This window comes from Sulfurospirillum barnesii SES-3 (assembly GCF_000265295.1).
GTDB classification, from domain to species: domain Bacteria; phylum Campylobacterota; class Campylobacteria; order Campylobacterales; family Sulfurospirillaceae; genus Sulfurospirillum; species Sulfurospirillum barnesii.
The window spans coordinates 2,229,059-2,241,254 of the sequence record NC_018002.1 but is presented as its reverse complement, the minus strand read 5'-3'; the positions used below and the strand labels follow the sequence as shown (position 1 = coordinate 2,241,254).

General features: G+C 39.4%; 10 protein-coding genes. 7 read left to right on the top strand and 3 right to left on the bottom strand.

Features of this window, described 5'->3' with window-relative positions:
• Nucleotides 1-161: 161 nt before the first annotated feature.
• The 7 genes from SULBA_RS11270 to SULBA_RS11240 all read left to right on the top strand — a co-directional run bounded on the left by SULBA_RS11270 (nucleotide 162) and on the right by SULBA_RS11240 (nucleotide 8,077).
• Nucleotides 162-824 (top strand): nucleoside recognition domain-containing protein, encoded by a 663-nt coding sequence (locus tag SULBA_RS11270; protein WP_014770419.1) that lies wholly within the window; start codon nucleotides 162-164, stop codon nucleotides 822-824.
• Nucleotides 817-1,287 (top strand): YjiG family protein, encoded by a 471-nt coding sequence (locus tag SULBA_RS11265; protein ID WP_014770418.1) that lies wholly within the window; start codon nucleotides 817-819, stop codon nucleotides 1,285-1,287. The genes SULBA_RS11270 and SULBA_RS11265 overlap by 8 nt, the downstream gene beginning before the upstream one ends.
• 31 nt (nucleotides 1,288-1,318) lie before the next feature.
• Nucleotides 1,319-2,029, top strand: a complete 711-nt coding sequence (locus SULBA_RS11260; RefSeq protein WP_014770417.1) for a response regulator transcription factor — start codon at nucleotides 1,319-1,321, stop codon at nucleotides 2,027-2,029.
• Nucleotides 2,014-3,564, top strand: coding sequence for a PAS domain-containing sensor histidine kinase (locus SULBA_RS11255; protein WP_014770416.1), 1,551 nt, complete (start codon nucleotides 2,014-2,016; stop codon nucleotides 3,562-3,564). Before SULBA_RS11260 ends, SULBA_RS11255 begins: the two co-directional genes overlap by 16 nt.
• A 113-nt stretch (nucleotides 3,565-3,677) precedes the next feature.
• Nucleotides 3,678-5,066 (top strand): hypothetical protein, encoded by a 1,389-nt coding sequence (locus tag SULBA_RS11250; RefSeq protein WP_014770415.1) that lies wholly within the window; start codon nucleotides 3,678-3,680, stop codon nucleotides 5,064-5,066.
• 10 nt (nucleotides 5,067-5,076) lie between these two features.
• Nucleotides 5,077-6,237: an MBL fold metallo-hydrolase gene (locus SULBA_RS11245; protein WP_014770414.1), complete on the top strand. Its 1,161-nt coding sequence runs from the start codon at nucleotides 5,077-5,079 to the stop codon at nucleotides 6,235-6,237.
• 49 nt (nucleotides 6,238-6,286) lie between these two features.
• A complete protein-coding gene (locus tag SULBA_RS11240) occupies nucleotides 6,287-8,077 on the top strand; it encodes a CobW family GTP-binding protein (protein ID WP_014770413.1) in 1,791 nt (596 codons plus the stop codon).
• Between the two features lie 56 nt (nucleotides 8,078-8,133).
• Here SULBA_RS11240 and SULBA_RS11235 read toward each other — a convergent pair whose 3' ends face one another.
• The 3 genes from SULBA_RS11235 to rhuM are packed head-to-tail and all read right to left on the bottom strand — an operon-like array spanning nucleotide 8,134 to nucleotide 12,124.
• Nucleotides 8,134-9,198, bottom strand: a complete 1,065-nt coding sequence (locus SULBA_RS11235; protein WP_014770412.1) for a restriction endonuclease subunit S — start codon at nucleotides 9,196-9,198, stop codon at nucleotides 8,134-8,136.
• Nucleotides 9,199-9,257: 59 nt separating this feature from the next.
• Nucleotides 9,258-11,285 (bottom strand): HsdM family class I SAM-dependent methyltransferase, encoded by a 2,028-nt coding sequence (locus tag SULBA_RS11230; protein WP_014770411.1) that lies wholly within the window; start codon nucleotides 11,283-11,285, stop codon nucleotides 9,258-9,260.
• Nucleotides 11,286-11,296: 11 nt separating this feature from the next.
• Complete coding sequence (gene rhuM / locus SULBA_RS11225) at nucleotides 11,297-12,124, bottom strand: RhuM family protein (protein WP_014770410.1); 828 nt, start codon at nucleotides 12,122-12,124, stop codon at nucleotides 11,297-11,299.
• Between the last annotated feature and the right edge of the window lie 72 nt (nucleotides 12,125-12,196).

Genomic DNA, 12,196 nt, shown 5'->3' with positions numbered 1-12,196 from the left:
TGTGGCATTGTATTATCGTATGAATGATGTCTGATTTTAGCTTATTATCGACTTACTCTAGCATCAATTTTTAATCAAAAAGGGTTTTATTATTATGAAATACTTTGCTATCATAGCAAGTTGTTTTTTTTAAGGAATATAATTTTCAAAGGAGGAGTGTTGTGGCATTAGAACATAATGAACCAACCAACGAGTGGAATGTGGGGATTGGTGCGTATATTGCATTGATTTTTGCGGCATTGTTTTTTTCAGGCCTTTTTATGAAAGTGGAGGGCATGGCGTGGCTAGGTGCGCTTGATTTTACAACATTGGCTGGAAAATTTGGAACCATTCAAGAGGCGAAAGGTACTTTTGTAGGCTCTGGTGGTACGAGTGCGAAGGGTGGCTTTTTGTTTGCGCTTTCCTTAGTCCCTACGGTGATGTTAGCATTGGGAATGCTTGAAATTTTTAGCCATTATGGTGCCATTCGTGCTGCGCATAAGCTATTAACCCCTTTATTGCGACCTATCTTAGACATTCCAGGGCGTACGGGTTTGGCGTTGATTACGGATTTGCAAAGTACCGATGCGGGTGCGGCACTCACAAAAGAGTTACGAGATGAGAATCAAATTACTAAAAAAGAGTTGGTGGTGATGTGCGCATGGCAATACTCAGGTGCGGGGATGATTAACAATTATTTTGCGATTGGTTCAGCGCTATTTTCGGCATTAACCGTTCCCATTTTATTGCCTTTGGCCTTAATCTTCATTTTTAAATTTATTGGAGCGATAGGGGCTCGTTTTGTGTTAAATACGGTTTATAAAAAGGATTTTACCCATGAGTAATCACACCACACCAACCAGCAACAACCCGTTTGATATTTTTGTCATTGGCGCACGCAAAGGATTTAACATTGCGATTAATAACTTGATGCCTAATGTTTTAATGGCGTATGTTATTGTTGAGATTTTAAATGTCACAGGTGCTATGAAAGCGATTGGTTCTATTTTTGCTCCTGCTATGGGACTATTTGGATTGCCAGGAGAAGCCATCACCGTACTTTTAACCACATGGTTATCGTGCTCTGCTGGGGTAGGTATTGCTCTTAGTTTGTTTACCAAAGAGATTTTGACAGGGACGCATTTGAGCATTTTAATGCCAGCACTCTTTTTAATGGCATCACAGATACAATACATGGGACGGCTTTTAGGCGTTGCGGATGTTCCTAAAAAATATTGGCCTTTGTTAATGGTTGTCAGTATTGTAAATGCATGTGTTGCCATGTTAATTATGCGGTTTTTTGTCTAAGGAAACAGCGTTACATGTAAAAAGGAAAAAAATGGATTCAGAAGCGCTTTTATCGCTTAAAGAGGCATGTAAGAGTAAGCGTGTTCTTTATGTGGAAGATGACTTTGATGTTAGAATTCAAACCGCTAAAATGCTTCGACTCTATTTTAAAGATGTTGTTGAAGCACACGATGGGTTAGAGGGGCTTCAATGCTTTAAGCAAGGCTCTTTTGATTTTATTTTTACCGATATTACGATGCCAAAAATGGATGGCTTGGGTATGATTGAAGCCATACGCAAGCGCAATCCATCCATTCCTATTGTTATTTTTTCTGCGTACGACACCACAGAGTATTTTCTAAAAACGATTGAGCAAGGTATTTCAGGCTATATCTTAAAGCCGTATGGATTTCATGAGATTGTATCGATTCTTGAAAAGATTGTTAAGGTTTTGCCTCACGAAAAAGGGCATGTGCTTTTGATGATTGAAGGGTATTATTGGGAAAGGGCAACGCAATGTTTATGTCAAGAGGAACGGGAGATTAAATTAAGCAGGCATGAACGTGCTTTGTTTGATTTGCTGACCTCCTCAAAACAGCGTATTTTTTCCAGTGAAGAGATAGAAATAGCCGTGTTTGATGATGATCTTAGTGATAACAAACGGGTGCGTAACCTTCTGTCTCGTTTACGCCAAAAATTAGGATGCGACCTCATACAAAGCGTCTACGGGGAAGGGTATAAACTACGATGGCTGCATCTTTAAGTAGCACGGTAAGCCTTAAACAAAAAGCCGAACGGTTCGAACAACTCTTTAGCAACAGCGGTGTAGGAATTTTTATTGTCGATAAAGAGCGTTTAATTATTGAAGCCAATGAAGCTTTTTGTAAAATTTTTGGCTATTTACCTGAGGAAATTTTAAACCACTGTGCTCTTGATTTGCATCTTTCTTATGCAGCGTATGTCAACTTCGCCGAAATAGCCTTTAATAAAGTTAGGCAAAACGAAGCGCTGAATTTAGAATATCCTTTTAAACACAAAAACGGAAAGATGATTTGGCTTCGCATTGCAGGAGATTCCATACCCAGCAATGAAGAGGTCTTGTGGACGATTAGCGATATTACAGAGCGCATAGAGACACAAGAGCGTTTGAGGCAAAGTGAAGCGCTTTTACGTAATGCGGAGGCGATTGCGCATTTTGGAAGTTGGGAAATTGTGTTGGATGAAAGAGGGCAGATGAAATGGTCTGAGGAGATGTTTCGCATTTATGGAGAAGACCCCCATTCCTTTCATCCGACGTTGGAATCATTTCATCACTATTTGAGTCCTAAAAATCTCAAACGGATGTATGCGATTAACGAGAAAGCGTTGTTTAGCGGTAAGAGTGAAATGCTTGATTATGAGATTGTACGCAAAGATGGAAGCAAGGTTTTTATCAACACATTCCGTAAAGCGATTTACGATGAGAATGGCATACCGCTTAAATTGGTTGGAACAACATTAGATATAACCAAGCAAAAAGAGAATGAGCGAAAAATCAAGCAACTCAATGAAACCCTCCATCACGAAGTGCAAATTCAACTCGAAAAATTGCGTGAAAAAGATAAACAATTACAGTACCAATCCCGCCTCATTCAAATGGGCGAGATGCTCAGCATGATAGCCCATCAGTGGCGACAACCCTTAGCTGCGATTGGGGCAACTACGAGTTATTTATTGGCACGTATTGAGATGGATGAAATAGAAAAAGAAGCGTTTCAAGAAGAGGTGGAACATATAGAGGGGTATGTATTGCATCTCTCTAAAACGATTGATGATTTTCGAAATTTTTTCAAAGCACTGAAACAAAAAGAGAGCGTTACGCTTGAAGCGTTGGTTGAGAGAACACTTACCATTGTTAAACCGCTTTTAATGACGAAGAATATTTCCATTTTCACAGAGTTTACATGTAACGAAGAAATTGAGACCTATGGCAATGAATTGGCTCAGGTCATTTTAAATATTATCAAAAACGCAGAAGATGCATTGATGGATAATGGCATTAAAGAACCCACTATCTGGATTCGGACGTATTGCGATTCTCGCTTTCTTTTTTTAGAAATCAGAGATAACGCTGGAGGGATTGAAGAGGCGTTATTTGAGAAAATTTTTGAGGCGTATTTTTCAACCAAACTCCATAAAGATGGTACAGGTGTAGGCTTGTGTATGTCAAAAACTGTGGTGGAAGAGCATTGTCGGGGTGTGTTAAAAGTACACAACGAAGATGGCGGTGCTGTTTTTACCATTATACTTCCTAAATGAGACATTTGCGAGACATTGTTTCTTCTTTTTTCTGTTTCAATTGAGACAATCCCCAGACACTCTCCTCTTATAATAACTTCATGCATTTAAAATATTATTGCAGGAGGTTTTTCATGGAAACACCACTTTATCTCGAAGAGAGAAGTTTGGTGAAGCGTTTTAGTGGTCCTTTACCCATACTGCTCAATACTCTTTTTGTCTTGACATTGTTTTATGTCTCATGGTGGATATTTCAAGACCCAAGGGGTATTATGCGTATGTACACGCCGTATGTAGGGTACATGTGGTGTCGTTGGTTGTTGGTTATTATGATTTGGATAGCCTACATTTTTGACTTTTGGCCTTTTAGCAGGTCGTGGCTGAAAAATACACATCCTGTTTTAAAAGGTGTTATCTTAACGACACTCACCGTAGCGTTGTTTATGATTGTGTTAAAAGGGTTTTTTGAGACGATTTTAGGTGAGTATGCCATTGCGTACTTTAGTCCTGAGCGTCTTACGAAAGAGGGCATTGTTGAGTTTTACGCTCTTGAATACTCCGCACAAGCGATTTTGATGTTTGCGGCAATTGCTTCGTGGCTTAGTCCTGCGTGGGTAGTGGCGATGGAGAGTTCACCGTGGGATAAACTCACTCAGCCTGTGAAAGGCTTTTCTATTTTGATGTTTACCTTTTTTATCAGTGTCATTGTCTATTTTGTGGCGTTTCACTCTCACATGGCGATTTTATTTGATCCGTGGCAAAAATTTGCGGCGATTACGCCTCCGTGGTGGGAAGATTTTGCAGGAACCGTGCATGGTAACTTTAACATCGCATGGATTATGTGTTGTACGGTGATTGTCTGGATGCATGAGACCATTTGGGAGCGTTATCCTTTCTCTATGATCGAAACACCGTGGCTTCGTCGTGTGGCTTCTTTCTTTGGCATTATTGTCATTGCCGTAGCGCTTAGCTTCTTTCTCTACTTTGCACAAGAGTTGGTTTGGGGTGAAGCGATTCGAGGAACCAGACGTGACGCATCACCTGATTGGCGTTGGTTGCATGTGGGTGAAATGGCAATTTTCTGGCTTTTACCAGCACTTTACATGCATTTTTACATGAAAAATGGCTTTAATGCGTACAGTAAAGTGGTCAATGTCTTTTTACGTACGGTTGCTTCTATTGCAGGAGCGGTGGTGCTTTATTATGTCTATTATAAAACAGCGCATCTCTTTTTAGGGACTCAAGAAGGATTCTCTCATCCTCAACAGTTTCCGATGATTCCTTTGATTTGGTTGATTAACATTATGTTGATTAACTACTGGTTTATGGATGGCTGGCCAGGATGGCGTTTGGCTGAGGCGAGTGAAAAAGCACCGATTACGCATGTGAGTTATGAGCGTGTTGCTTTGAGTGGTTCGTTTTACAAAGGGGTTGCAGGTGGAACACTTGCGGGGGTAGCACTTTACTTTGTGATTGTCTATCTTATCCCATTCATGGGCTCAGCGCTCATTATCTTTAAATAAGGAGAAAATCATGTCAACAGAACAAACAACAAGACGGGATTTTCTAAAGGGTGCGGTGACAGGACTTGGTTTTGGAACGATGGCGACCATGGGAATCTTCTCCTATTCGCCAATGCGTTCTTTCTTTTTGCCTGAGGTTGAGCGTAAAATGGCGGACTTTGGTGCATGCAAAAGTGTGAAAATTACCAATATCTCAGAGACCAGTTGGTTTGATAACTCTATTTTGATGGGGGATATGAAAGGGGCTGGTGGACTTTTGGTTGACCAATACCTTTACAATTGGCCTCCCTTTGGCGATGGCTCAGGGCTTGCGAAAGGAAGTTATGAAAGAGGCATTGCAAAAATCAAACACCTCCTACCGCATAATCTTGAAGAGGCGTGGAAAATTGTGAAAGCCAATAGCATTCATCCTGATAACGCGGGGGGATTTGCCGCACTGATTGAGATTGAGCGTTTGGATGGTGTGAAGAAAAAATACTTGCTGGATAGTGGTTGGTCGTATGAGTGGATGGATAAGGCATTTAAGCGTGAGGGCATTGATAAGATGCTTGCGAACAATGAGATTGAAGCGCTCATTATTTCGCATGAGCATTTTGACCATTTTTGGGGATTGCCTGTGACGATGAAGTATGCGCCTAATATTAAAATCATCATCCCCGATGGTTTCTACAAAGAGGGCTTGCAGTACATCAAAGACTCAGGACACAAGGGCGAATTGGTGGTGCATAAAAAAGGTAAAAATGACATTGAACCAGGGCTGTGTGCCTATACCTTTGATGTGCCCATTATCTCACGGGTGTTTGGCGAACAATCTATCTTTGCTAACATTAAAGATAAGGGTTTGGTGAGCATTTCTGGGTGTTGTCATCAAGGGATTATTCAGTTTATCTCCACGGCGAAGAATGAGCTCAAATACGACAACGACAAGATGCACGGCATTTATGGCGGGCTTCATATCTCTCCGTTTGATGATTGGGATCCAAAGTACGATGATTTGGTCATTGCTCTAGGTGGTTGGGGGTTTGATATTATTGGGTGTAACCACTGTACGGGACTTTTAACGGCAGAGAAATTCATACGAGCAGGTTATCCTGTGGTGAAAGGTACAGCACAGCACCGCTCTAAAAGCCATGCCTATTTGGGCAACGGAGATACACTAACCTTTGGGTAAATTTGCGGAGCCAAAGTGGTAAGCTTTGGCTCTTTTTGAGGAGAATGGTATGAATCTTGTGGAACTTTATCCCTCGTCGTTTGATGGCTCATTTGAGGATTATCGAGCGTTTATGCGCTCCGTGCTCATCAAAGGCTCGTTTGATGGTATGTTAAAAAAGCTTACAGGTTATAAAGGGATGTATCTGTGCCAACAACCCACAGAGTGTTGGACGCTCAAGTTTGACCAATTTGAAGGCATTTTTGGGATGGTGTTAGCGGAGGTAAGGGATGGGTTTGGACGGTTCCATCTTTACTATTTTCCCAATCTCGAAGAAGCCTTACTCGATAAATTTTCGCTCAGTGAAGCGTTGGTTGCGCACGATAAAGATTACCGTGAAAAGATACGCTCTTTTGCGCTTTATCCTGAGCTTTTTGGGCAGTTTTATATTGCAAGTTTATCGTTACATGTAAACTTTGCAACGCATGCTTTATTGCTTTTTTATGAGACATTTTTGAGAGATCGTGTGTACGCTAAAGAGGGTGTTTTATCGTATGATAAGCGTTATGTGGTTGAGCCTGAGGGTTTAGATAAAGACCTGCCTTCGTTTCGTTTGCTACTTCCTTTGATGAATTTTCTTAACACCACGCTTTCTCGTATTGCCACGGAGGCACCCTCGTACTTTGAGCTATTTAAAAAACGAGAGCAGAGCATGATGTACAATGGCAAAGGCGTCTTTACATGTAAAGAAGATGCGCCAACCCTTAAGCTTTTCATTGCGCTAGGATATGGGGATGACTCTTTTGATGATTCTATGGAGCAGCTTTTGATGGGACGACATGTGGAGGTAATCCATGAGCGTATGAGCCTCAATGCCTTTTTGCAAAAAGCACCGTGGTATGACCTCTCTGAAACTCCTTTAGGAAATGTTGCACGTACCACTGGTCGTGGCGTAAAACCTAAAATGGTGGTGGTCACAGGATTTTTAGGTTCAGGAAAGACGAACTTTTTGCAAAATTACATTGAGTATGAGACTGAGAAAAACCGTTTTGTGGGGATTATTCAAAATGAGATAGGCAAGACGGGTTTGGATGGGAAATTGGTCGATTATGATTATTCACTCGTGGAGATGGATGAGGGGTGTGTCTGTTGCTCTTTGGCAGGACAGCTTCGAGCAGGAGTGAATACGCTCATGAGCAAAACCTATCCCGATACGATTTTACTAGAAACCACAGGGGTGGCAAACCCTTTTAATCTCTTATCGGAGCTTCATGAGCTTGAAGATGTGGTGGAGTTGGAAGCCATTGTCACGGTGGTGGATGGGTCTACGCTCTTTGATTTGGCGGGGGAGTATACTATTTTTCTGGATCAAATTCGTGCCGCAGATGTGATTTTACTGAATAAAATAGACAGAATGAGCGAAGCAGAAATGGTAAAAGTAGAACAATTTTTGTATGAAAATAACCGATGTGCTAAGGTGATTCGAACCACTCAGTGCGATGTCCACCCCCATGTACTTGAGCTCTCCTTGCATGCGAGCACGGCGCAGATTGCTTCATTGGTTGCTGAAGAAGATGAGGTGATACATACGCACTTGCACGATAATATCTCCAGTTTAAAACTAAGCGTACCTCGTTCTTTGTGTAAAGAAAAATTTGAAGCGTATTTGAACCATCTTCCTTCTACGATTGTACGGGTGAAAGGGATTGTGCGGTTTGAAAATGAATCCACGCAATCGGTGGTGCAATACGTCAATGGCACCTACGAATTTGTCCCCCAACACGAAGACCAAGTGCATGAGATGTTTTTGGTTTTTATAGGCAAAAACCTCGATAAAATGTACCTTCAAGCCCCAGTGTAAAGCGTTACATGTAAAGAGGAAATTTTTGAAAAATCCTTTTTGCCTGCTTTAAAAAACTATGCTATGACGTGTTTGGTAGCGGCTATTTTTCTATCGGCATAAGTAACCACATCTTTGATAACGAGCTTTTGGATGGCTGAGATAAAGGTATTTATTGTCTCATAATCGGGTTGATGGTTTTGTGTTGGAAGTGTCATTTTGAAGCTTAAACTTTGAGAGCTTCTTAATTTTTTTCCAAAAGAAAATTTACCACGTATTGATTTTTCCATTGATGCTGTAAAAAATAGCATTGTTTCTTTGGAATACTCTCTTTTGTTATTCCAATAGACACCCGTATCGTCACCTGCTCCAAAATCATAATTTCGATAGAATGTATTACCAAAAATGTCTATCGTAATTGAATTTTTAGGAAAACGTGCCACAGGATTTGAAATATAATTTACAACGCCTGTATTGGTTGTTCCTGCCATAACAAAAGGAATATTTCCTGAAATTTGGTCATCTTTTTTGAGTCTTCTGCCTTGAACAATTTTGTTGAAAATGCTTTCATACGTAAACGTGCCAAACTCAACTTTTCCTTGTTTAAAGTCTTCTAAGACCTTCTGCTCTTTGTGCGTCAAAGTCGTATCTATTAGCCCTGTTGCTAATAGATACGCTTCAAGCTCCGCTAGGCGCTCCGCTTCAAGCTCCGCTATAAAATTTTCCATAAAATCAAAATCTATTTTTCCATTTTTGATGGGGAGTTGGATTTTAAGATTTTTTAATTTATCCAACGTTGGGTAATTTCCGTATCCATCTGAAAAGGTTTCACATAACGATTTATTAATAACTGCAACACTATATAAAGAGATTAAATTTTGATAAGTGTTTTTTTGAGTTAATGAAAATATATTTTGACTTGCATACCATTCTTCTTGTCTAATTTGTGCCACAATAGTTCCAATTTGGCTTACAGAAATGACATTTTTAGGATTTGGTTCTATTTCTAATTTCTGTAAATATCCTTTTATCCCATTATTATTTCGTGTTCTCCCCACAAACTCAATATAATCAGTCTGCTTTTGTTCTGTAAGAATTAATTTTCCTTCATCAAAACTTTTTACAGTTTTAACTTCAAACAAATCATCTAATTTAAATTCACCCCACTCAACGCTTTTTAGTTTCTCGTTAAGTGGGGAATCTACTTTCCCAAATCACCTCGCCCTTTGAGGATATTGGATACTTCCCATGCTAAATAGTCACTGACGGTTTTTTTAAAATCGGCTAGTGTTGGTTTTGTATCTATAGGAGCGGTTTGATTCCAATCAGCCCCATTTTTAGGGTTAATTGTGCCTTCATAATACTCTTTACATGTAAAGATATTTAGTTTGCTTTTCCCAAAACGAACGAGATTTACCACTTCTTCGTAACGCTCTTTGGCTCTGTCAGAATCTTTAAGGTTATTGCTTGCTTTTTTACGGTTGGTTCGTGTGTAGCCGTCATTGGAAAAGTCGATAAACTTGACCATCTCATCTTTGTGGTGTTTTTCGTTTACTTTAAACACATACACATTGGTTTGCACGCTTGATTTGCCGATAAATAAATCTATGGGCATTTTGATACTAGCAATAAGCGTATGTTTTTCTAAAATACGCTTGTTATACTCTTTGGCTTTTCCTGAACCTGCTGAGTTTTGGATAATGATAGCGGCGTAGCCTTTGTTCATCATATTTAAGGCACGTTCGACAAAGTTCATGCCGTTTCCACTCGCTGAATAAGGCGGGTTAAGAACAAAGGCATCGGCGGGGAAGGTTTCTTCCGTTTTGCCAAAACCGTATTTGCCGTCAAAATCGCTTAATGAGTCTTTGTTTAAGATGTTGGAGCTTCCATCGCCCATCAAAATCATATTGAGAATGGCTAGCATGTAAACGCTTGAGAGTAATTCAAGTCCTAAAAGTTGTTCGGCTTTGATTTTTATCTCTTTTTGAGAGAGCTGTTCGGGTGACGTGATAGTATTTTTAGCATCGTTAAGCATTTCATTCATCGCTGCAACCAAAAGTCCTGCTGAGCCTGTCGCAAAGTCCCAGACATAGGAGTCTTTATTGACTCTGGCTAATTTTACAAGGAGTGTTGCAACATAAGAAGGTGTTAGCACTACGTCGTTGAGCTTGTCTTGACTAAAACCTAGCCATCCGTACATTTCATTGAAAAGTTTTCCCGTAAAATCAGTCGTTAAGCCTATCTTGTAGTAGATGCCCAAATCATCTACTATTTTTGTAAAAACCCTTTTAAGTTGGCTTTCGCCATTTTCTACTTTGTTGATATTTTCCGTTAGAAGCGTGTTTGATAGAGTTCTAATGATTAACTCTTTTTTGTCTTGCGGTAACTCTTTTTTATTTAAAAAAGCAGTGATTCGATTGATGAGAATGTCGCCATCTCGTCCACCGATAAATTCTTGTGATTTTAGCTCTGATTTATCGAGTGATGGAACTTGATTTGGAATACCAATCGTTGCGATAATGGAGGCGGCAACAAGATACACACGGTCGTTTTCACCTAAACCTTTTTCATTTTGATAAATATCGTTGTTAAGCTTAACTAAGCTTGCATCAATTTCTTTTTCTCGCTGTTCTTTTAGCCTGTCAAGTTCTTCTTGCGGTAGATTTAACATTTTTACTTTTTCGATAAACGCATCGAAGTTTTCTTTTTTCAAAAATGAAAAATCTGAGAAGTCTCCAACTTTTTGTCCAATACCATAATTGTTTTTAGAGACGAAATAAACACCGATTTCATGGCGTATTTTTCCACTATTTTCATCTTTATAACCTGTCATTCCAATAGCAATAATGTCCGTGTAGCTCGTATGATGCAAAAGAGCATTGGCATAATGCACCGCACCGTTTACCGCAAAGGAGTTGATATTTTTTAAATGAGGTTCATTTTTAGCCGTTTTATTTTCGACTTGTTTGTTAGCATCAAGTTTTTCAAGTTTGCCTTTATAGCCTTTGTACTCAATGAGAATAGGATAATAATCTAAATTTTTATCTTGCAGGAGTAATTTTGCATCAGGACGATTTCCACCGATACCACCGTTTTTGGAGTAATAATCATCAAGTGCTTTATCTATTTCGCTGTTTAAAGATTCTTGCTCTAATTTATAAGCTAATTTGTAAGACTTTAACCAACCATTGGCTAAATCTGCAATATTTGGTTCTATGGATTGTGCCATTTTTTTAATTCCTATATATTTTTTAATAGTTCATGTGCGTGAATATTCATCGGATTGACCGCAAATACTTTTTTGCCTAAATCTTTCAAACTTGCCCCGAAATGATACACGCTCTCATCGCAAATGAGAAATCTATCGTGAAAGTTTTGAGTAGTTTTCACTTCAAGATTGCCGTATTGTTTGTTGTATTTTTCAATGTCTAATTGGAGTTGTTTGGTGATGTTCCCCGTGTAAACGGTGAATTTTACACTTTTATTTTTTGAAAAGAGGGTCAAGATAGACTCATCAATGTAGTTGTCTATCAATGTGATGGAGACTTTGGCACGTTTGATGAGGTCGGACAAAAGAGCATATGCGTCAAATACTTGTCCATTAAAAAAGATGCCTTCTTTCATTTCAAGCGTGTTGTTTTTGATGTGAGATTTGATAGCCTCCACATCTTTTTCAAGGCTTGATAAGCGTTGTTCTGTGATTTTATGTGAATTGAGTGCGTAGCCGTTTTGGATGTAGTTTTTGAGTACGGATGTTGCCCATTGGCGAAATTTTGTCGCTTTTTTTGAATTGACACGATAGCCAAGAGAGATAATCATATCGAGGTTATAGAAATTTATTTTCCTGACTTTTCCATCTTTCGCAACTTGTTCCAAAATGGAACAGGTTACATTTTCCATCAGTTCCTCATCTTTATAGATATTTCCGATATGCTTAACGATAGCAGGTCGTTTTACGTTAAAAATATAAGCAATATCTTCTGCATTTAACCATAGTGTTTCTTCATTCACAGAAACTTTTAGCTCGATTTCTCCATCGTTATAAACAACCACATTAGACTGATTCATACTTAAGCTCTCTTAAATTAGTAGCGTCATTGTACCTCGTTGGTCGTTAAAGTTTTCATAGCCATTTTTACC

What these genes read in the sequence shown, in the direction of transcription:
- SULBA_RS11265 (WP_014770418.1), top strand. Translation starts at nt 817, where the DNA reads ATGAGTAATCACACCACACCAACCAGCAACAACCCGTTTGATATTTTT.
- SULBA_RS11260 (WP_014770417.1), top strand. Translation starts at nt 1,319, where the DNA reads ATGGATTCAGAAGCGCTTTTATCGCTTAAAGAGGCATGTAAGAGTAAG.
- SULBA_RS11250 (WP_014770415.1), top strand. Translation starts at nt 3,678, where the DNA reads ATGGAAACACCACTTTATCTCGAAGAGAGAAGTTTGGTGAAGCGTTTT.
- SULBA_RS11230 (WP_014770411.1), bottom strand. Translation starts at nt 11,285, where the DNA reads ATGGCACAATCCATAGAACCAAATATTGCAGATTTAGCCAATGGTTGG.
- SULBA_RS11255 (WP_014770416.1), top strand. Translation starts at nt 2,014, where the DNA reads ATGGCTGCATCTTTAAGTAGCACGGTAAGCCTTAAACAAAAAGCCGAA.
- SULBA_RS11240 (WP_014770413.1), top strand. Translation starts at nt 6,287, where the DNA reads ATGAATCTTGTGGAACTTTATCCCTCGTCGTTTGATGGCTCATTTGAG.
- rhuM (WP_014770410.1), bottom strand. Translation starts at nt 12,124, where the DNA reads ATGAATCAGTCTAATGTGGTTGTTTATAACGATGGAGAAATCGAGCTA.
- SULBA_RS11245 (WP_014770414.1), top strand. Translation starts at nt 5,077, where the DNA reads ATGTCAACAGAACAAACAACAAGACGGGATTTTCTAAAGGGTGCGGTG.